At 50.4% G+C, this 20,522-nt stretch carries 24 protein-coding genes; 15 read left to right on the top strand and 9 right to left on the bottom strand.

Features of this window, described 5'->3' with window-relative positions; genetic code table 11:
- Window positions 1-164: 164 nt before the first annotated feature.
- A complete protein-coding gene (locus AB1L42_RS19530; RefSeq protein ID WP_367060138.1) occupies window positions 165-542 on the bottom strand; it encodes a flagellar hook capping FlgD N-terminal domain-containing protein in 378 nt (125 codons plus the stop codon).
- A gap of 57 nt (window positions 543-599) precedes the next feature.
- The gene (locus AB1L42_RS19535; protein WP_367060141.1) at window positions 600-1,700 is read right to left on the bottom strand and encodes a flagellar hook-length control protein FliK; all 1,101 of its coding nucleotides are present in this window, start codon (window positions 1,698-1,700) and stop codon (window positions 600-602) included.
- 344 nt (window positions 1,701-2,044) lie between these two features.
- On the opposite strand from AB1L42_RS19535, the gene flgB reads away from it, so the two are divergent.
- From flgB to AB1L42_RS19610, 15 genes are all read left to right on the top strand, one after another.
- The gene (gene flgB / locus AB1L42_RS19540) at window positions 2,045-2,386 is read left to right on the top strand and encodes a flagellar basal body rod protein FlgB (protein WP_367060144.1); all 342 of its coding nucleotides are present in this window, start codon (window positions 2,045-2,047) and stop codon (window positions 2,384-2,386) included.
- Window positions 2,387-2,463: 77 nt separating this feature from the next.
- Window positions 2,464-2,922 carry a flagellar basal body rod protein FlgC gene (gene flgC, locus AB1L42_RS19545; protein WP_367060147.1) on the top strand — a complete coding sequence of 153 codons (459 nt, stop codon included), beginning with the start codon at window positions 2,464-2,466 and terminating at the stop codon, window positions 2,920-2,922.
- Window positions 2,919-3,221 carry a flagellar hook-basal body complex protein FliE gene (locus AB1L42_RS19550; protein ID WP_367060150.1) on the top strand — a complete coding sequence of 101 codons (303 nt, stop codon included), beginning with the start codon at window positions 2,919-2,921 and terminating at the stop codon, window positions 3,219-3,221. Before flgC ends, AB1L42_RS19550 begins: the two co-directional genes overlap by 4 nt.
- Window positions 3,222-3,424: 203 nt before the next feature.
- A complete protein-coding gene (gene fliF / locus AB1L42_RS19555; RefSeq protein WP_367060153.1) occupies window positions 3,425-4,978 on the top strand; it encodes a flagellar basal-body MS-ring/collar protein FliF in 1,554 nt (517 codons plus the stop codon).
- A gap of 88 nt (window positions 4,979-5,066) precedes the next feature.
- A complete protein-coding gene (locus AB1L42_RS19560; protein WP_367060156.1) occupies window positions 5,067-6,053 on the top strand; it encodes a FliG C-terminal domain-containing protein in 987 nt (328 codons plus the stop codon).
- Window positions 6,050-6,757 carry a FliH/SctL family protein gene (locus tag AB1L42_RS19565; protein WP_367060159.1) on the top strand — a complete coding sequence of 236 codons (708 nt, stop codon included), beginning with the start codon at window positions 6,050-6,052 and terminating at the stop codon, window positions 6,755-6,757. The genes AB1L42_RS19560 and AB1L42_RS19565 overlap by 4 nt, the downstream gene beginning before the upstream one ends.
- Window positions 6,675-7,991, top strand: coding sequence for a FliI/YscN family ATPase (locus AB1L42_RS19570; RefSeq protein ID WP_367060162.1), 1,317 nt, complete (start codon window positions 6,675-6,677; stop codon window positions 7,989-7,991). Before AB1L42_RS19565 ends, AB1L42_RS19570 begins: the two co-directional genes overlap by 83 nt.
- Window positions 7,988-8,440 carry a hypothetical protein gene (locus AB1L42_RS19575; protein ID WP_367060165.1) on the top strand — a complete coding sequence of 151 codons (453 nt, stop codon included), beginning with the start codon at window positions 7,988-7,990 and terminating at the stop codon, window positions 8,438-8,440. The genes AB1L42_RS19570 and AB1L42_RS19575 overlap by 4 nt, the downstream gene beginning before the upstream one ends.
- A gap of 13 nt (window positions 8,441-8,453) precedes the next feature.
- The gene (locus AB1L42_RS19580; protein ID WP_367060168.1) at window positions 8,454-9,227 is read left to right on the top strand and encodes a hypothetical protein; all 774 of its coding nucleotides are present in this window, start codon (window positions 8,454-8,456) and stop codon (window positions 9,225-9,227) included.
- A 60-nt stretch (window positions 9,228-9,287) separates the two neighbouring features.
- Window positions 9,288-9,557 carry a flagellar biosynthetic protein FliQ gene (locus tag AB1L42_RS19585; RefSeq protein ID WP_367060171.1) on the top strand — a complete coding sequence of 90 codons (270 nt, stop codon included), beginning with the start codon at window positions 9,288-9,290 and terminating at the stop codon, window positions 9,555-9,557.
- The gene (locus AB1L42_RS19590) at window positions 9,554-10,363 is read left to right on the top strand and encodes a flagellar biosynthetic protein FliR (RefSeq protein ID WP_367060174.1); all 810 of its coding nucleotides are present in this window, start codon (window positions 9,554-9,556) and stop codon (window positions 10,361-10,363) included. Before AB1L42_RS19585 ends, AB1L42_RS19590 begins: the two co-directional genes overlap by 4 nt.
- 134 nt (window positions 10,364-10,497) lie before the next feature.
- The gene (locus tag AB1L42_RS19595) at window positions 10,498-11,562 is read left to right on the top strand and encodes a flagellar type III secretion system protein FlhB (RefSeq protein WP_367060177.1); all 1,065 of its coding nucleotides are present in this window, start codon (window positions 10,498-10,500) and stop codon (window positions 11,560-11,562) included.
- Between the two features lie 25 nt (window positions 11,563-11,587).
- Window positions 11,588-12,361: a MotA/TolQ/ExbB proton channel family protein gene (locus AB1L42_RS19600; RefSeq protein ID WP_367060180.1), complete on the top strand. Its 774-nt coding sequence runs from the start codon at window positions 11,588-11,590 to the stop codon at window positions 12,359-12,361.
- 155 nt (window positions 12,362-12,516) lie between these two features.
- Window positions 12,517-13,164 (top strand): flagellar motor protein MotB, encoded by a 648-nt coding sequence (locus AB1L42_RS19605; protein ID WP_367060183.1) that lies wholly within the window; start codon window positions 12,517-12,519, stop codon window positions 13,162-13,164.
- Window positions 13,165-13,282: 118 nt separating this feature from the next.
- Window positions 13,283-14,005 carry a flagellar motor protein MotB gene (locus AB1L42_RS19610; RefSeq protein ID WP_367060186.1) on the top strand — a complete coding sequence of 241 codons (723 nt, stop codon included), beginning with the start codon at window positions 13,283-13,285 and terminating at the stop codon, window positions 14,003-14,005.
- 245 nt (window positions 14,006-14,250) lie between these two features.
- Here the strand turns inward: AB1L42_RS19610 and AB1L42_RS19615 are convergent, their stop codons facing one another.
- The 7 genes from AB1L42_RS19615 to AB1L42_RS19645 all read right to left on the bottom strand — a co-directional run bounded on the left by AB1L42_RS19615 (window position 14,251) and on the right by AB1L42_RS19645 (window position 20,450).
- On the bottom strand, window positions 14,251-14,913 hold the full coding sequence (locus AB1L42_RS19615) for a DUF1080 domain-containing protein (RefSeq protein WP_367060189.1): 663 nt from the start codon (window positions 14,911-14,913) through the stop codon (window positions 14,251-14,253).
- 281 nt (window positions 14,914-15,194) lie between these two features.
- Complete coding sequence (locus AB1L42_RS19620) at window positions 15,195-15,518, bottom strand: HDOD domain-containing protein (protein ID WP_367060192.1); 324 nt, start codon at window positions 15,516-15,518, stop codon at window positions 15,195-15,197.
- A 12-nt stretch (window positions 15,519-15,530) separates the two neighbouring features.
- Window positions 15,531-16,463 (bottom strand): hypothetical protein, encoded by a 933-nt coding sequence (locus AB1L42_RS19625; protein WP_367060195.1) that lies wholly within the window; start codon window positions 16,461-16,463, stop codon window positions 15,531-15,533.
- A 14-nt stretch (window positions 16,464-16,477) separates the two neighbouring features.
- Window positions 16,478-18,445: a flagellar hook-associated protein FlgK gene (gene flgK, locus AB1L42_RS19630; RefSeq protein ID WP_367060198.1), complete on the bottom strand. Its 1,968-nt coding sequence runs from the start codon at window positions 18,443-18,445 to the stop codon at window positions 16,478-16,480.
- 1 nt (window position 18,446) lies between these two features.
- Window positions 18,447-18,932 carry a hypothetical protein gene (locus tag AB1L42_RS19635; RefSeq protein ID WP_367060201.1) on the bottom strand — a complete coding sequence of 162 codons (486 nt, stop codon included), beginning with the start codon at window positions 18,930-18,932 and terminating at the stop codon, window positions 18,447-18,449.
- Window positions 18,929-19,246 (bottom strand): rod-binding protein, encoded by a 318-nt coding sequence (locus AB1L42_RS19640; protein ID WP_367060203.1) that lies wholly within the window; start codon window positions 19,244-19,246, stop codon window positions 18,929-18,931. Before AB1L42_RS19640 ends, AB1L42_RS19635 begins: the two co-directional genes overlap by 4 nt.
- Before the next feature lie 67 nt (window positions 19,247-19,313).
- Window positions 19,314-20,450 carry a flagellar basal body P-ring protein FlgI gene (locus AB1L42_RS19645; protein WP_367060205.1) on the bottom strand — a complete coding sequence of 379 codons (1,137 nt, stop codon included), beginning with the start codon at window positions 20,448-20,450 and terminating at the stop codon, window positions 19,314-19,316.
- Window positions 20,451-20,522 lie beyond the last annotated feature (72 nt).

The following is a 20,522-nucleotide window of genomic DNA, read 5'->3' on the forward strand; positions in this document are numbered from 1 at the left end:
CTCTGAAGCATTCGCTTGAGCATCTTCGCAACTATCAAGGAAAAGAATTTACTGAACGGTTTTCAACTCAGCCGGACATACACTTCGTCCAAGTCCCACCCTTGCATCAACGTATTCTGGTGGACCAAGCCATCTCCTATTTGCCTTGACAGGATTGACCATGTTCAAGCTTCCACATGCGATAGTAGAGCTTGAATATCGCTCGCAGAGACTGTCTCTCCATTCACTGTCAGAGCTAACTTGCCCTCGACGACTCTGGCTTCCGTGACGGTTCCGGATTCAACGAGTCCTGTTGCAGGCGACAGATATTCAACGTTCTGATCAATGAAACTTGCCCCGTCTGTAAGAGTTTGCAGGTTTAACATTTCGGAAAACTGTGAATTGAGCTGTTCGACTCCTTCGACCACTGAGAACTGAGCCAACTGCTGAATGAACTCTTGTTGGCCGACCGGCTCGAGCGGATCCTGATACTGCAGCTGAGTGACGAGAAGATCGAGAAATTGCTGCCGACCGAGATCTGCGTTGAATCCTTGCACCTGCATAGAAAGTCCTTTTCTACCATTCCAAGATGACTTGAAGTTTAATTCCGTGATGAAAGACTATGCTCGAAAATCGAGAGCCCCCGAATTTGAGTTGAGTTGCATGTTGTGACCCTTCTCAGTGTCCTCACGCTGCACAGAAGGCAATCGAAGTGTTGGTCGAGACGATTCTTCAAATTGTTCCGAACCTGACTGAGTTGAACTCTGTTGAAAGTCGACTTGAGCATCGTGCTCACTGAGAAGGTCGCGTAGTTGAGAGAAGTTATCATCGATCAAAGTCTGAGTTTCCGGATCGACAGCTTGTACCGTCATTACGATTTTCTGTTCGCTTCGACGCATGCGAACAATAACCGCACCAAGTTCAGGCGGATCAAGACGCATCGAGAATTCAACCTCGGAGTGACTCTTGAGTTGAGCTGAGTGATTAAGTGCCTCGTTGACCATCCGAGAAGCGACTTTTTGAGGGCTGAACGATCGCTGCGAAGGAATCTCACTCGTGCGACTGTTCACGACTTCACTGTCCAGCGACTCACTTAGAAACGCGTGGTCAAAATCCAACGATGTTTGTTCCGATCCGTCTTGCTTGAATTTCAATTGCTCATCATTGATTTCAACATCGGAGTTGAGTTCAACGTGCGAATCGGTCTCAGAGTTCAGCAAAGTGTCCGAAGAGGTCTCTTCTGTAGTTTCGAGCTGAGTGTCTACGTTGAGCTCTTGTTTCTCATCGAACGGCACCGGCTGATGAACATCAAAACTCGCGATATGCGGTTTTACCACCTCTGAAGAGTCGTCAACTGTAAGCGGATTTGCTTCAAATTCTCCGGGGTGAGTTGGCTGTTCATCAGGAATAACTTCGTAAACGTTCAAGTCATCAAAAGTCAGCTGTTCCGATGCGAATAACGAGGACTCTGATAGGTCCTGCGACTCCTCGAAATCGACGAGATGGAAACCATCAGGCTCTAGAGACTGGTCGACACTGTCAAATTCAAAGGCGAGCGGAAGTGAATCCAATTCTTCCACATTCAAAGCGATCAGGATGTCGTCGAACGCATCGGTTTCCTCGACCTCAGCGTCCGTGTCATTGACTGTGTGAGATTTCTCCGCCCACGACGAATCTTGGCGTGGCTGTTGCAACTTCATCAAATTGGCACTGACGTCCATGACTTACCCTTACCAGTTCCGATCGAGTGAAAACGTTTGCATCTCGCGTTCCAAAGTTGAAGTTCGAAGCTGCAGAAATTGGTCTGCATCACGTAGGCCATGAACTCATCACGACTTAGAAAACGCGAGCGACTATGGCTGCGAGATCACCTGACGCTTCAAAGGAACGCAAGGCCAGAGGCGAAGGAAAAATGTTCTCGTTTACTTGCGTGTTAATTCCGTTGCTGTCTTGAGCAAACATGGCTTCTTGCGGATTCGCGTGAATCTACTTCACGTTCACTCAACTATTGAGTGTGGGTCCATTCGATTGCAACGATTGTGACGGCCCAACCGATACAGTGGGCATGCCAAATTTTCCGAACCACATCGACGGACTCACGCGTTTGCTTCAGGTATCTACCGCGAGGCACAACGCAATTAGCCATAACCTGGCGAATGTCAACACGCCCGGTTATCGACGCGTCGACGTCGACTTCGAAGATCAATTAAACAGGTTGTCCAGCGATCAGGATGCGATCGAGATTGAAGAAATCGATAACGATGCAGACAGGCCCATCCGGATGGATGGCAACAATGTCGACGTTGACTACGAACTCGGCCAACTCAATCAGAACGCTCTCTTCTTCGAGACATGTTCACAATTAATTTCTTCTCAACTGATGATGATGCGTCTCGCAGTAGGTTAGTTCGCCTCAGAATGACCACGAGAAACCGTCTTTGAACGCGAAACATCGCCACAACGTCCCCGCAAGAGAATGGAATCATGCTGTCAGGAAATATGTTTCGGGCTGCGGACATAGCAGCTTCTGGGCTCAAGGCAGAACGCATGAGAATGGAGGTCGCGACCAGCAACATCGCAAACTCCCATGCCACGTCCAGCCCCAACGGAGGGCCGTATCGGCGACAACAAGTCATCTTCAGCAGCGTCTTTGATGAAACGGATCCCTTCTCCACGAGCGGTTCGCAGTCGTCTTACGCGGTGGGCGGAGTGGAAGTGGTCGGAATTGAGTCTGATCCTTCCGAATTTCCAAGCGTCTATCAACCTGGCCATCCCGATGCAGATGAAAGCGGAATGGTCAGTATGCCGAATGTGGTCGTTCCGATGGAACTGGTCGACCTGATGACAGCCAGTCGCGCCTACGAAGCAAATCTAAAATCGATGGAGATGTTTCGAAAAATGGCGGAGCAAACTCTCACACTTATGCGAGGAGTCGGCGGATGAACATTTCCAATCTGAGTCAACTCCCTGAGGTCGCGACGATTGCTTCGCACCGCGACGTGCAGAACACGGCAACGTCCTCAATGCCGTTTGCAGAGACATTCCAATCTCTACTCTCTGAAACACTCCAACAACAACAGATCATGGCACATGGCCATGAACAGGTTCTCAATGGAGATGCACAAGACCTGCAGCAGTTAGCGATCGACACTGCCAAAGCTGAACTCTCGTTCCGATTCGTCCTCGAGCTTCGCGATCGACTCATCACGAGTTATCAGGAAGTGATGCGAATGCAAGTTTGATGCTAACTCACGGAAACGCGTGAATCCAAGTAAATCTCAACCGATTGCCCAAGCTCATCGACATCGTACCTGTAGGTTAGTTTCAGCCCGATCCCCTGTGCAGTGAATCGCAGCGGCTTTGACGTCGAATATCGATTCACACATGCCATTAAATTTTCAGCCTCACTTCTCGTCTCCTGTTAATGCACTCTTTGGATGCTGTTATGGACTCCTTAAAGGAACTAGGAAATCAACTTCAAAGCGTCTGGGCTCGTTGGACTCTAGCGCAGAAGTGGTTGATGGCATCCGCAACGATTGTCTCAATTGCAGTTCTAGTCGTCGTTGGCTATTGGGCGACAACTCCCGAGTTGGTCACACTCGCTAACCATCTTTCGCCAGCCCAGTCGGCTGAGTTTGTCAGTGCTCTCGAGTCATCAAACATCGACTACAAGCTCAACTTCGCGGGTTCATCCATCCTCGTTTCTCAGCAAGAGCTCGGCCAAGCTCGTCTTGCCGTTCGTGATCTCATTGACATCGACGAAGCAATCGAAGAGGAATCTGCGAGTTCGCTCTGGACAGATCCGAGTCTTCATCAAGAGCGGCTTGCCCGACAACAGGAAGCACGACTCGCCCGGACATTGCAACAGATGAAGTCAATTCGGCAGGCGACGATTCATATCACCCAGCCGCAAATTTCCCCATTCGTTCGGGATCAAACTCCAGCGAAGGCAAGCGTCACGCTTGAACTACAGCCCGGGGTTCCATTCACACCGAGTGATGCTGGAGCAGTGGCATCACTCATCGCACACAGCGTCGAGAACTTAAGTCCTGATCAGGTCACGATTCTTTCGACTGATGGTCAATTACTTTCGGCGACATCCGGAATCGAGTCACACGTCACCGGGCAACTTGAGTACCGGTCTCAGCTTGAGTCTCGCTTGTCCGCTAAGGCTGAAAACCTGCTGATTCCACTCCTCGGCGTCGGAAATGCCACGGTGCGAGTGACGGCGGATGTGGATTTCACCGAAGTCGAGCGGACTCAGAGGATCATCGATCAGGACAGCAAAGCAAAGGTCAGAGAAGAGATTCGGACCGAATCCTACAGCAATCCCAATCCTGTCCCGCTTGGACCGCCAGGAACATCGTCGAACTTAACAGTCAACAACTCCCCAGCAACTCCGCACCAACGTGGCAATCATGAATCAGAAGACCTAACGACAGAATATATCAATGGTGAGACAACCGACCTCATTAGAGAGTTTCCCGGTCGAGTGAAGCGGCTCACAATCGCTGCTGTTGTTCAACTACCTGAATCAGAAGAAATCGCCGAATCCTCAGCGGGACTTTCACCAACCGAGACGCAATCCGGTGCCGTCACACTGAATGATTTGGAAGCCATCATTCAGAACGCGGTTGGATTCGATGCCAGTCGTGGCGACGAAATTCGAGTGGTCGCAGCAAAACTTTCAGGTGTTCCCGCAATTCTTCCTCCTCCCGTGTTTGGACAAAACTTCAATGACTACGCACCGCTGCTAAGAGCAGTCTCCCTCGGAGTAGCAGCTATTGTCGCACTTATCCTAGGACTCATCACTCTTCGTAAGATGAAACCGATGACAATCTCAACACCTCAAGGGAATTCGCTTTCTCCTGAAGTTGTCGAACGACTCCATGCACTCACCGAACAGATGCAAAGTCATCCAGAAGTTGTGACGACAATTCTTGCATCTTGGCTCGATACAGAGAAGAACCCAGATGTATCGAAGAAGCGTGCCGCATAATACTACTTTACATGAACAAGGCTAATCCAAACTAAATTAGCATCAGCTGTATCGTAATCCCATTTCATTGAACGGATTCATGAACAACATGGCGACGAGTGACACAGAAAACAGAGAGGAACGTGTTTTAACACTCCTGCGAATGCTTCGTGAAGAAGACCGGCAAGTTCTCCTTCTCAGTCTTCCGGAAGAGCTTCGTGGCCCCTTGCTGAAAAAAATTCGACAAGAGGAATGGAAACTCCCGTCAACACGACGCCAGTCCAGAATTCTTGATGAATTTGAATCTCTGATGTCGATCGCCGTCAAATTGGCTGGATTACAAACTACAAGTAACAAAAGCCACACAGCCGACGACTCAAATCCGTCGATCCTCCAGTTTCCCCAGCAAGAGGAGGAAGAAGTTTACCAACTGACGGGAGACACACTTCTCGATCTGGAACACATGAACTTGCATCAGCTTACCGCAGTCCTTGAAGAAGAACAGCCACGAACTGTTGCATTGATTTGCCAACACCTTTCCACACGTCGCGTTGCAGACCTTCTCAACGAGCTTTCCTCCTCACATCGACGAGCCACAGTCCGAGAACTGGCCAACGATCCACACGCTCCCGCTGAGTTGGTATCACGCCTCACGCAAACGACTGTCCAACAGGCAATTCTTAAGAGCCCTAAGAAAGTCGAGGCTGTGAACCCGCTCATTCGGCTTGCAGACATACTGCGTGAAACAGACAAGCCGCTTCGAAGAGAATTCTTCAGTGCAATCGAAGAGAGTGATTCCAACCAAGCGCTCGAATTACAAAAACATTTATATCGATTCAATGATCTCCTCGAACTCACCGATCGGCAAGTCCAACAGGTTTTGACGCGCATCGATTCAGAAACACTCCAGCATGCACTGTTTGAATGTGAGCCCGAACTCCTTGAAAAAGTTCTTCAAAACTTGTCTCGAAGAGCAGCAGCCACTCTCAACGAGGAACTGAGCTATCAACGTCCGGTTCCAAAATCAGTTTGCGAAGCTGCCCGAGAAATGATCGCTCAAACGATCGGAATTGTCGATGAGGAGAACGTGACATGACGGCCTCCACATCTAAACCTCACAGGATTCGATTTCAATTCGTACCGACGGTCATCAAACTCAGCCCGCGAAGTCCCGTTTCATTGACAAGCGGAGACTACACACCGTTTACCCCGGGTTTGAACGATCATTCTTCACAGCCTGAGGTGAGTGTTTCGGTCCGTGAAGTTGTCGAGCCAGTTGACGACACAAACAAGCGGACACTTGCTTTGCTTGCGGAACTCTCCGGCCAACTTCAATCGATGTCCGACCGTCGCGAACAACTCCTTGAAGAACTCCAGGAGGTTGCGGTCGAATTGTCGATTGCCGTCGCTTCAAGTTTGGTTTTTCATGCGATCGACCGTGATGAATTCGAAGTGGACAAGCTAGTTGCATCAGCGATTGGACACATTGCCCCGCAGCTAACTCCGATCGTTGTACTTCACCCCCAAGACCTTGCGATTCTGCAGAAATCGATTCAATCCTCGCCCGAAACTTGGGCTGATCGTTCAATGGAACTGCGTTCGGACAATCAACTCGAGAGAGGCAGCTGCAAACTGATTGAGCCCCAGATCGGGGAACTTGTCAGCAACATTGGAACACGACTCTCGGAAATTCGCCGACACTGGCTGGAGGATCTAGATGACACTCAAGTTGAACGTCGCCAAGCTGAAGGAAAAGATCAAAGACTGCGACGATTTCCAGATCGCCGGGAAACTGCTTAGCGTCCGCGATTCGCTCACAGCCAAACTGACGGCGTCAATGGGAGAAATCTGTGTCATCACTGACGGTCGACAAAATGAATTCCTCGCGGAAGTCATCGGAGTTTCTGAAGAGACTTCACAGTTAATGACATTCCAGCAAACACAGGGTTTAACACCCGGCATGTCCGTCATTGCCACAAACCATCAGGTGCGAACTCCTGTCGGGCTTGAACTGATAGGGCGAGTCATAAACGCAATGGGAAAACCAATCGATAATCGCGGTATACTTCGTGTTCGAAGACGAAGAACGTTCTCGCGGCAAACACCTGTTGCACTTCAGAGGTCGCGAGTGAAACGCGTGCTTACAACCGGACTTCGTGTTATTGATGGATTATTAACTCTCGGAGAAGGACAGCGTGTCGGCCTCTTTGCTGGAAGCGGAGTCGGAAAAAGCACGCTCCTCGGAGAGATTGCTCGAAACGCCAGTTCGGACGTCAACGTGGTCGCCCTTGTCGGCGAGCGGGGCCGTGAAGTCCTCCCATTCATCGAAGACTGTCTCGGCGAAGAAGGTCTGCGACGCTCAATTGTGGTCGTTTCGACATCTGACGAATCACCAGTGATGAAGCTTCAGGCTGTTCGAACAGCGATCACAATTGCCGAAGATCTTCGAGATCGAGGCGCCCATGTCTTAATGTTTTTGGACAGCCTTACGCGTCTCGCTCAAGCTCAACGGGAGATCGGACTAGCTCGAGGAGAAGTCCCAGGACTGCGGGGTTATCCACCATCGGTGACATCAATCATGGCTTCTCTTCTCGAACGACTTGGCACCAACGAGCGGGGAGCAATTTCAGCCATTGCCACCGTTCTCGTCGACGGCGATGACCTCGACGAACCTATCTCCGATGCAGCCCGGTCAATTCTCGATGGACACATTGTCCTCGATCGTCGGCTCGCAAGCCGCGGCCACTTTCCCGCGATCAATGTCCTCGAAAGTGTCTCCCGTGTTTTTCCCGATGTCACGTCTCAAGAACATCAACGGGCGGCTCAATCGATCCGAAACTGGTTGTCGCAACATGAGGAAATCGTCGACCTGGTCAACGCCGGACTCTACCAGCCAGGAACATCTACTGAGATTGACCAATGCCTTCAAAAAATCCCGATGATTAACAAGTACTTACAACAGAATTTAGGCGAGACATCCTCAGGCAACGAATCACTTTCCCATCTCGTCAAACTGGCAGAGGGATCTCAATGAAAGCCTTCAATTCTCCTCTCGCAACCGTTGCTCGCCTCACCTCACAACAAGTCAGTCTACAGAAACTAACTCTCGGACGGCTTGCACAACAGGAAGCTGAACTCAATAAAAAGTTCAACGAGATTGAACACCAGAGAAGAATTGTCACTGCGGGAATCATCGATTCGTTAACTAACTCCAAGGGCGCGAATGGCATCTTGTCAATTCAGGCTGCTGGTGACCAGCTTCAAGAAATCCACAATCAAGCCGAAAACCTGGCTATCGAGCTAAAAGAACTTCGCGAGCAAGAAGAGTCCGTTTATCAAAAACTTTTGGCCCGTGAGAGCTCATTGAACAATCTGCTGGCTCGAAAGAAGGCGGAACACCGGAAATCACAACTCGCACTCGAACAGATTGAACTCGATCAATCATTCTTAGCCTGCCGCTTCTCTGCCTCTAATCCCTCGTGAAGAGAGAATCACCATGAAAACACTCGGAATTCTCATTCTTTCTGGAACCGTATTCGCAGCCACATGTGCAGGTTCGTGGTGGGCAAAGAATCGCTTTCTCAGTTCTGAACAAGCTTCTGATCAAACGGCCAACAACAACGACGTACTCGGCACCCTCCACCCTCCGAATGACGATGACCAGTCAGATGGAGGTGTGGAGGAGATGCCAGTCCCGGTGCGGCCAAAAGAGGTGAGCGTCGAAGAACTCATCCGCCTCAGCATGAGTCTCAAAGAGCGTGAAAAACAAATCATTGGTGAAGAGAAGCGAATTCAGGACCGTGTGATCCAACAACAGATCGCGTTCAACGACATGCTCAATGAGCGCGAAGAAATGGACCAATTACGAAAAAGAACTTCTGAGCAGATCAGAAGTGCGGAGCAATTGATCTCCCAACTGATTCAGGCCCGGCAGTCTATTATCGATGAGAGGGCGACGACGGAAACGAAACTGAAGGAGATGCAGGAAGCCAGCAAAGACATCGATCTGCAAACACGTGAAAACACGCGTCGACTCTCACAGTGGATCGAAAGCATGGATTCTGAAAAGAGCGCCGATGTGATTCGCGAGATGGCAAACGATGGAAAGATGGCTATCGCTGTCGAGATTCTTTCTAACATCGAAGAGCGTGACGCAGCCAAGATTCTCAGTTCAATCAACGACTCCAAACTTGTCCAGGATCTTGTACAAGAGTTTCGCAATCTTAAAACGTCGACAAAGTCAACTGACCGCAAAACACTGAGCCGCTAAGACTCAGCATCGGCCAAACAAGTCTTTCTCAATGATTTAGTGCAACAACGACAATCGATCATGAATTCTCTCCAAATTGTCTCTCTCAGCCGCGACCTCTTGATGACTGCCCTCCTCTTGTCATTTCCGGCAGTTGCAGTCAGCCTGATCGTGGGAACTGTAATCAGCATCCTCCAAACAGTGACGAGTATTCAGGAGCAGACTCTCAGCTTCGCTCCACGAATCGTGACGGTGGCTCTCGTGATGATGGTCACTCTCCCATGGTCACTCAAGATCGCAACGGGTTTCACCGCCCGTGTGGTCAGTCACATGCTGGAGACAGTCCAATGACCGGCCTCGCTGCGGCTGACTCTCTGGCTCAAGTCTCGTCGTCCACAGACTCGCTCATCACTTTGGGAGTGACTGTTTTGCTCTTGAACTTTGTTCGAATTTCAGCATTCGTTGCTTTTCTTCCGATCCTTGGTCGTAAACCGGTCCCGAATACAGTCAAGATTGGATTCGCAGTCTGCCTGATGCTCATCTGGATTCCGACATCAATCCATGCAGCTGCTCTCCAAATCGGACAGCAAAACTATACATCCTGGAGTTGGTTGACCTGGCATGTACTTCGCGAAGCAGCTTTCGGGATCGCATCTGCCTGGTGTCTTGGCCTGTTGCTCGTCCCCATTCGCATTGCAGGGTCGGTGATCGCTCAGGAGATGGGACTGACACTCGCTTCGATGACTTCATCCACTTCTGATGCTCAAAGCAATGTCATCTCCGAAATTCTGGAAACAGCTTTCTCGCTCGGTTTCCTCGCACTGAACGGGCACTATCTGCTTCTCTATTTTCTCGATTCCTCGCTCTACTCGATTCCGATCGCACAACCCTGCGAACTTCCCAACCTACAATGGACGATTCAAACCATTTTGGAAACGGACGGTGTCGGAGTAGCAGTGAGTTCTCCAGTCTTGCTATGCCTCCTCGCAACGACGACAGCACTCTTGATGATCATGCGTCAAACTCCTCAATTCAACTTAATGACTTTCGGAATGCCGATTCGCCTCATCGTTGGGCTCGTCGCCCTTATCGTATTTCTCCCAGACATCATTCACTCTGCGCTAAAAGTTGCTACACGCTGGACACATTCCATTTAGCAATACCCCAGATAAATGCCAGTCGATCCTTGGCAGTTCCCACCGCGATTTACTTTCTGATTAACTTCTTTATCCAAATCTCCCACGTAAACAATTGACACGTTCACTCAATCTCTCCAATCCGGAAGAGGTTCATGGCTGACGACAACGATCAACAAAAGACGGAAGCTCCAACTCCCAGACGCCGTGAACGCGCCCGGGAAGAGGGAGAGGTTCTATACAGTGCGGACTTGTCGATGGGTCTCACACTAATGATTGTCGCCATCGCAACGTTTCTATCTGGGTCATTCTTCCTCCACCGATTTGCCGGCCAGCTTCGTGACTCTCTCGTCTATGTTCAATCAGCAGAATGGGGTCCATCGCAGACGATCAGTGCCGGTCAGTGGGTCTTATCACGGACATTTCTTAGTGGTGGAGTCATCGCAATCACCTCAATGATGCTCTCGATCTTATGGGCACATTTACAGTCCGGAATCACTCTCACAACAAAACCACTCTCACCGAATATCGAGAAGCTCTCTCCAACACGCGGTTGGACACGGCTGATGTCGATGGAAAGCGCAGTCCGGGGAGGGCTGTCCTGCCTGAAACTCGGGACTTCAGTGGCGGTTGTGATCTGGATCATATCGACGTTCTTCCCCGAGCTGAGGACTGCGTCGCGACTGCAAGCTCATGCAGGAATTGCACTCGGAGGACAACTCGTCAGATATATTCTTCTCGGACTTGCGGCTCTCACACTTTTCTGGGGTGCGTGTGACTTCTGCTTTCGTTGGTATCGATTTGAACAGAAACTTCGCATGTCAAAGCAGGAGGTCAAAAATGAGAACAAAGATGATCAAGGTGACCCGCAAATCCGAATGAGAATGCGGCGCGCCCAAATGGAGAGTCGTCAAAGAAAGGCACTTAAAGAAGTGCCTCAGGCAACCATGGTCATCACGAACCCAACACACTACGCGGTCGCACTGAAGTACGAAGCTGGTCACATGCGTGCTCCGATCGTACTCGCAAAGGGTACGGATGCTCTTGCACGGAGGATAGCGAGAGTGGCTCGTGAGAATGGCGTTCCCGTGTTCGAACGTAAGCCATTGACGAGAGCAATTTTTGCACTCGCAGAACTCGGAGATGAGATTCCAGCTGAGTTCTACCGGGCGATCGCAGAGCTTCTTGCACATGTCTATCGCATAAAGAACGCAGCTTAAACTGTCTGTTTATGGAGAAAGTAAAATGGACCTTGCAACGATCATAGGATTGGTTCTGGGGATCGCCCTGATCCTGGGCTCCATCTCCATTGGAGGATCGCTCCTGCCATTTGTAAACATTCCGTCAATGATGATTGTGCTCGGCGGATCGTTCGCTGCATTGCTCATCAACTCCCCAATGTCACAGGTCATCGGGCTCTTCTCGGTTCTGAAGAACTGCTTTGTCGCCAAACTCCCCGAGACGAATGCAGTCATTCAACAGTTCACAGATCTCGCCCGGTCGGCACGCCGGGACGGTTTGCTTTCTCTGGAGAATGAGATGGAAACTATCAATGACCCGTTCCTGAAACGCGGGCTCGAAATGGTAATCGGTGGAAACTCGAGAGACGAACTCACCTCAGTCCTTGAAACCGAGATCATTTGCATCGAACAACGACATGAAAACGGACGGAAAATTCTCGAAGCAATTGCGGCAGCTGCCCCGGCATTTGGGATGATTGGAACCCTAATCGGACTCGTTCAGATGCTCCGAACCCTGGAAGATCCCTCTCAAATTGGTGTCGGAATGGCGACAGCACTTCTGACAACTCTGTATGGTGCCGTCATCGCCAACCTCTTCTGCATTCCGCTCGCAGGGAAGCTGGAAACACGTTCCAAGGATGAAGCACTTGTCCGTGAGTTGATGATGTCAGGACTGTCATCGCTAGTCGACGGCCTTGCACCACGTGTGGTTCAGGAACGCATGGCGGCGTTTGTCTCCGAGTCGAAACGGCCAGTCACCCCAACGCAGGCCGCTTAAACCGGCAAGTCACTTCTGTAGATCACGAGTCAGCGACTACTCAGTGTTAGTGCTCCTGAAGTTTTGCAAGCGACTCAGAAAAGCGGATTAAATCGCCTCCGATATCACGCTATTGAATCAAAAAGACATGTGAACGACATGTTCGGACAAGCACCATGAAGAGAGCTGAGACACAATCGAAGCCAACAAGTATTCCTCGCTGGTTTATCACTTACAGCGATGTAGTAACCCTATTGATGACATTCTTCATCCTTCTCCTCACATTTGCCAACAGCGAGCCAGAGAAGTTCGAAATGATGCAGCAAACTCTGTTCGGAGCTGGAGGAAGTGCTGGAAACATTGGCCATCGTGACCAGACTCTCGATCATGCTTCCATCGTGATGCGAGTCCGTCCGACGAGCAGTCGATTGACACTCCGGGGAAGTGAGATTCCGCCGATGTACACAGATGTCATCTCCGAAGCGATGGGACGGGGCCTGGAATCACTTGAGGAATCTTCGGAACTCGGAAAAATGCGGTCGTTCTCATTCGATATTTCGAGGGACTTGTTCTTCGACTCGAAAGGAGACCTGACCGACCTCGGTCGGCAGCACTTAGGCTTCCTGGCTGCTCAGATGAAGAAACTACCCTTCGATCTGACCATCAATTCCGCGTCCACTCCACAGATCATTGACTCAACAAAAATCGCCACCTATCTCACCATGCAGAGTGGTGTATCGATTCAACAAGTGGCAGTTGGAGTGCTACCGCATTCGAATATTTCACCTCGGAAGATTCGTCTCATTCTAATACACGAAAACTGAACTCCGTGACCTAGTTAATATTAAGAACATTCCTCACTCCGACTAACAACAATCGAACAAATTCGTTCACGACTTCCAACTGCTTCCGAAAAGATGCAGATACAATGAGGCTCATCTGATGAGGAGAAAGAAAAGCACGAGCGGTCCGAACAATAGCTACCTGATCTCCTTTGGAGACACAATGACAGCGCTGCTCGCATTCTTCATTGTGCTCAATTCGCTCGCTTCTGAGCAAACCGGGGTCAATCTCTATTCGGGCACGGGTTCGTTCATTCGAGCCACAGATGAACTCGGTGTGCCTGGAATTTTCGCAGAGAAACTCAGCCGCAGCCCAATGCAACTTGACCACACTCCACCGGTTTATATCGTCCCTGACCCATCCAGTGATCAATCAGGTTCTGGACCTGATGAAGAGTCGGATTCACTTTACATCCGCGACTGGGAGCAACAGGAACTCGATCGTGTTCTCATCGAGTTGGAACGCTTTCATGATCATGCTGGAGTCGAGGAAACGGACTTAGGAGTTGCCTTTGATCGCATGAATCCTCTGCCGCAAACCGGGTCGCTGATTGATGAAGAGATGCGGAAAATGCTCGTTGAAATTGCTCCATTCGCGAGACGAAATGATTCGATGCTGAAGATCGTCGTCTGGACGCCTTCGCCCGGGCCAACTGTCTGGGCTCGATCCACTGAACAGGCAGCGCGCCTGGCGTCCGTGATCTCCGATCAACTGCAGCTTTCACCGCAGAAGCAAAGCAAAATTCATGCGGTCAGCCAACTATGGCCATACTCTGATATCAAGCGGCCCAGCATGACGATCGTAGCGACACGTCTGCGATAATTGACTTTCGAATGAAAATGATTGTGACACGAAAATCAGACGCCCAGATTCGTGCCTCGCACATGCGTTCGTCAGCTTGAGCCCTGCACTCTCTTTTCGAAAAGTATTGCACTCCACAAACGAACAGGCTCTGAGTCCATACCCAGAGCCTGCCGAATCGAAAGCAATTGTGTCGCGTAAAGGCTTCACGCAGCTAATGCAACACTCATCCAATTTGGTGAGCAAATTGCACCGGACCGAATGAACTATTCGAGTTCTTTAATTCGAATGTTTCGCCAACGCACTTCGTACGACTGATCTCGGTCGCCGATTCCGTGAACCTGAAGGCCGATGAATCCGGATGGATGACTTTCGTAGATCGGCTCGTCGGTCAGATCTTCGATTTCCTGTCCGTTGATGAACGTTTGAATTCGTGGCCCCTTGGCGACAATTCGGAACTGGTTCCACTCTTCGTTTTTAAAGTGATCGTGTGGCTTCAGGCGATCTTCCGGGGTCAGCCATCCACGGCCGGTGGCTTCACCGTAGACATAGCCAGCTTCTGCAGGGCCTGATTCGATTTCAACTTGTGGTCCGTAAACGCGTCCCACTTGGTTGTTTCTTCCCTGGCCATCTGCGACCTCTTTCGTCTTGGATCGAATCTGGACTCCGGAGTTCAATCCGTTGTCGACTTTGACTTCAAACTCCAGTTCAAAGTCTCCGTAATCGCCAAGTGTGGTCAAGAACGAATTGGGGCTTCCCGGAGCAGTCCGTCCGACGATCGCACCATCTTCAACAGCGTAGCTCGCCCATCCGTTTTTTTGCGTCCAGCCCTCAAGAGACTTTCCATTGAAGAGTGTTTGCCACTCAGCGGCAGAGGATTGGCTACCGATCGAAAACAGGAGTACAAGAGAAAAAACAATTCGTGTCATGTTGCGCTTACTTTCTCATTCAAGCAGACAAATTGAGAGATCAACATACTGTAGACCATCTCACGTCGGCTGAGAATCGAAACGCATCGACTCATTCTGTTTTGTCATCGAGAGCTTCCGCACCAGTGTGGTGCAGAGATTCAATCGTGTTAGCAGAGTTTCAGTATTCGTACTTCACCATGCCCGAAGGCCACGAAAATGGAGGCTCAGCGATTGAAGATGCTGCCCCTTTCGATCCGGACTCTGATCTCACGCATCGAGGTCACCTTCGCATCAGAAAATCAGGCAGCTTTCTGTTCTTGATGGCCCTCGTCGGTCAGCTCCACCAAAAGATTCTGAATCCAGTTGATGCCAAGTAAAGCGGTCGCATGTTCGATCGACTGAATTTCGCGCAAGAGTTCTCCGTGTCGGCCAGCCGTCGCTGCTTCCATAACGACGCGGGATGCCAGTTCCGCATCAGCCTGAACACGGCTTGCGATGGAATTCCAGGTAAAATCATCCTGGCTGGCAAGTTCTTCCAATAATGCGATCCGGTGGCTGACCTGCAGTTCCTCCGTTCCTGAAGGTTGAGAAGCCGACGATGCGCGGAATTTCTGATTGACCATCTGATTCTCCGATTAACTCAGGAAGTTCAAGATTGAGGTGTCCAGCAATCGAGTGGTCGTTGCAAAAGTAAACTGCAGCAGATTCTGTTCTTCCTGCAGCGCGACAACCGCCGAAGCGACATCCGTTGATCTCAAATCGCTGAGAACCGTTTCTGCCTGAAACTGCAATTCCTCAGTTCGTTCTTCGACCCGATCAAGTTGTTGCAACACAACTGACTGGCGGCCGACCACTGACAGGAGATGTTCACTACCGATTTCCAGAGAATGAATTGTCGAGTCCAAACTTCGCCCAGCTTCCTCAAGATCGCCATCGGCAGCTCTCTGCAAATCATCTCGGACTTGTCGAATCACTGCGAAGATGTCAGTCAGTTCATTCGACTCTGGATCTACAAACTGAAAGGCTTCGTCTCCTGACAAGTAGACATCAAGATCATCATCTCCTGACAGTACAACAACACCCGTCGAGGAACTGCCATGGTACTGTGTCGGACCATCCACAATTCCGGAATAAGGTGCCTTCGTTGTTGAGGTCCCGCTGAAGAGATACTTTCCATCGAACTTCGCATTGGCAACAGTTTCGAGAGTCTCAAGGAATCCATTCACCTCATCAGCGAGAGATTGTAACTCGAAGGACGTTTGCGACTGCCGGCCTTGCAGAGCGAGAGCCTTAGCTTGCACGACCAGTTGATTCGCATCCAGTAGTTGTTCATTCGACTGTGTCAGTGAAGCACGCGCATGCTGAATAGCATTGTGCTGAACCTCCAGACGATTCAGCACTCGCTGCTGAGACAAGATCGTCTGTTGAGCGATCGGGTCATCGGAAGGACGATGAACTCGAACACCGCTGCTGATCTGATTCTGCAGGGTTGCAGATCTCGATGCATGCGACTGCGCATGCAGTCGCTGAAGTTCAAGTTGGCGATGCGAAGTGATTCGAAACGTCATCTCTTTCTCCTCTTTTAAACGAGCCGAAGAAGTTCATCGAGAGTTTCATCGATGACCGAAACGAAGCGAGAGGCAGCCTGAAACGCTCGCTGGTATTCGAGCATGAGCAGAAGTTCTTCATTCGGATCGACTCCGGAAATTGAGTCTCGCTGAGTCGCTAGATGGGACTGCTGCTCGGAAAGAAATTCCTGTCCTGTTTGTTCGCCTTGAATTCGAAACGCGGTCGCGATCGCCAGACTTTCAAGACGTTCTTCGAAAGGGTCACGACCGTTGCCAAAGCGTTTCAGATCGCGGGCTTCAAGGAAAAACTGAGCATTGGATGTGTCGCTGGCCGCTCCTGTTTTGGAGACCGCTACGTTTCGTGAATTCTGCTGAATTAACGAATGAAGCTTGAGCCCCGCTTCAGAATCCCCAGCAAAGAAAGTGCCGATGCCCAAGTTCGTCAGCAGTCCTGTTTCGTCCGGTCGTCCGATAAGACCGAACTCGAAAGACTCTCCATCTACCAGGACTCCCGGAGACAATTTCAAAGCCACACCGTCGACGATTTCAATTGCCTGTCCGACGACGGTTCCTGCTCCCACATCAAGAGTTTTGATCACCTCACCAGTCACAGTTTCGCTGACTTCCAGCTTCAAGGGAGTCGCCTGCCCCACAGTTCCAGATCCAATCACACGAACCGTGTAGCGACCGTTTTCTCCGGTTGGGATCCCCGACAATTCCGGCTGGCTTGTGCCGGTCGTGAAAGCAGTCGTGGAGTCAAAATCAATTCCTCCCGAGAAACTGATGGCATATCCATCGGCAGCGTTTAGAGAAACAACTTTCGATTGAGACTGATAAGTCGCGCTTAAGTTTGTCACGACATCGATCTTGTTGATGATATCCTGAAGACTCTCAGTTTCCGGATCAATGTCGATGCGATAGATGCTGGTCTTACCGGTTGCAACTTCGGTTAAATTGATGTGGAGTGATCCTTCCTGAATTGGAAACGGAGAAGAAGCAGCGCTCAGTAATGCGTTTGGATTGGCGACTGTCCGTTCACCAATGACCTCTTGAAAACCAGCCCCCTCACCGAGTCCGGTCGCCTGGATTTGATCAATCGTCCCAACGAATGTATTCGTCCAGTCATGAAGTGCCTGACGGATGTCATCGATCGCAATTTGTCCTTGAGCCCTTCCGGCGATCGAACCTGATTCAATTGCGACGACACCACCTGCAGTGGACGACGTAAATTCTGCAGCTCCGAAGCCCGTCGCTGAGACTCTCAGTTCGGATGAACTCTCCCCAATGACGACACCGCCACCGGCCACCAGAATCGAGAGATCATTGTTGATCAAACTCGATGACGAGACATCCACATAATTCGCAAGATCATTGATTAAACGTTCTCGTTGACCCCTTAATGCGTTCGGTACGGTCCCCTGATTCTCCAGAATTCGAATGCGGCGATTCAGAGCGCTCAGGTCTTCAGCCAAGCGATTGACCTCAGCAACTTCCTGCTCGATCACGACTGCGTTGGATCTCGTCAGATCATTCAATCGAGAGTGAAGTTGTTCAGTCTGCTGAATGACATGTCGAGCCGATTCCACAACAGCGTCTCGAACCGTGGCGACAGTCGGATGAGCCGCAAGTTCCTCCAACTGATTGAAGAACTCTGTCACCGACGCGACTAGTGAACCTTCCGTCGGGAGCAGCACCGTTTCAATTTGCCTCAATGTCTCGAGAACAGTCTTGGACTCTGCCTGCAGCGACGTGTTTAAGGTCAAAGCTACTTCCGAGACATGATCACGGAGTCGATCGATTCCTGCGACGACAACACCCGTTCCAACTTGCGTGTTATTTGGACCAGGCGAAAAACGATCGACAAACTCAACACGTTGACGATGAAAACCTGTCGTATTCGCATTCGCAATATTGTTCGCGATCGTGCTTAGCGCCTGTTGATTCGCTTGCAGTGCAGACAGTCCAATGTCGTAATGAATCATTTCAGGACCTTAATTCCAGAATTGTGTGAAGAGTCGCTGCAGCGAGACGGCCAGTCTGATCGTATTGAGGTTGGGACTCAGAACCTGTCGCAGCCCGGACTATCGTCTCGAAGACGTCGAGATGTGTTCTCGCATGAAAATTCATCACGCGTGCCAGTCCACGAACATTGCTTCGAGCTTTAATGACGGCATAAAATACCTCTTGAAGTTCAAGACGCTGAGAGGTTCGAACAAAATGCCTGACGCCATGTTCGAACTCAACTCGCTTCGAAAGCATCAACCGATTCGAACGAGATCGCTCCAGCCTCTTCCTTAACTCACTCTCGAGATCGCGAAATTTGTTGATCGCTTCTCGTTCGTTCGTAGCGCCGCTTCGATGCGAGAGAAGCTCGCGAATCAACCTCTCCGTCTGTTCCAGAAGGTGCAGTTCTTCAGTCAGGAGTTTGAAAAGACTCTCAGCGACATCGGTGTGCGGAGACTTCATCATTCACCAATCTTTGGGTGGCCACTCTTCGATTCGGAATCGATCGCGAGTGATTGAGTGAGTGTCTCTGTGAGTCCAATTCCGCCCTGTTCCGCCAGAAACTGACTCAGATATCGGTCGAACATTCCGCCAAGAGTATCTGACTCGTCGCCTTCGAAGAGACCTCCACCGGAAGCTTGCCGCATCTCTTTCAATAGTGTCGATATCAACAGACTTTCGAGTTCAACGCCAGCTTGCGCATTAGGTCGATTAACGAGTCCCGAATCGAAACCCAAACTCATCGATCCGAGATATGGTTGAATGGGGAGTGGTCCCATCTGCGAGTCCTTTCTGTCGACGCAAATCCAAGAGATCCGATCGCTCATTTGTCATCGTCACGAACAACTACTTAAAGAGTAGTTCCGCGTGCAGTGAACCCGATTCTTTAAGCATCTGGAAAATCGAGCTTAAGTCTCGAGGCGCGACTCCCAGCGCATTGAGAGCTTGTGCGAGTTCTCCAACAGTGACAGATTCTTCAAGGACGGCGATCGTGCCATCTTCTTCTTCAACAACGATATCTGTTCTCGGAACAATGGCAGTGACACCGTCACTGAATGGTGCCGGTTGGGAAACCTCAGGTGACTCTGCAGTGGAAACCGCCAGATTCGCGTGGGTAATAAGCACCTTCGACAGTTTGACATGCTCACCGACGATGATCGTCCCCGTCCGTTCATTGATGACGACGCGGGCAGGGACATCAGGGATGACCGTCATCATTTCGACAATCGCAAGGAATTCTGGAACAGCTCCATGAAAGGCTTCCGGAATCCAGATTTCGACCGATCCAGCGTCTCCAATCATTGCCGACTGTGGAAACTCCTCATTGATCACATCACCGATCCGGCGAGCGGTCTCCAACGATGGGTCATTGAGAAGCAAACGAACTCGCCCTCCACAACCGATTCCGTTTCCAACTTCCACCTCGACGACCGCGCCGTTTGGAATTCTTCCGGTCGTTGGATGATTCTTCTGAACCGTAGCCCCCTGCCCGGAGAAGCTGAATCCTCCAATCGACAATGGCCCCGAAGCAACGGCATAAACTTCACCATCTGCCCCGAATAAAGGCGTCATAATTAGCTGCCCGCCTTGTAGACTCTCCGCGTCATCAAATGCTGACACAAGCACATCAATCTGTGATCCCTGCTTGTCCAGGCTGTTCAAATCGGCCGTGACCGTAACGACCGAGATATTATCAGTCCGCTGAGCGGTATCCCGTTCGATGATGCTTCGCAATACGGGATCTGAACGAACGCCAAACCGTTGAAGCATATTCAATGCAAATCGTCGAGTGACTGGGCTACGACCTCCAGTCCCATCCAACCCAGTCACCAAGCCCATTCCAACAAGCTGGTTTCTCTGCACACCTTGAACTGTTGTAATGTCCTGAATACGGACCTCTGATGCGTTCAAAGTCGCCGACGATGAGACAAACGAGACCACGATGAAAACGAACAACAGTTGCCGTGCATCGAACTTACGCATAATTGAACTCCAGAGAAACGACAAAGCGTCGTCGCAAACCGACACATCGGAATCCGAATTGCTAGACGGTTA

Origin of the sequence: Thalassoglobus sp. JC818 (genome assembly GCF_040717535.1) — a bacterium.
Lineage (GTDB): Bacteria > Planctomycetota > Planctomycetia > Planctomycetales > Planctomycetaceae > Thalassoglobus.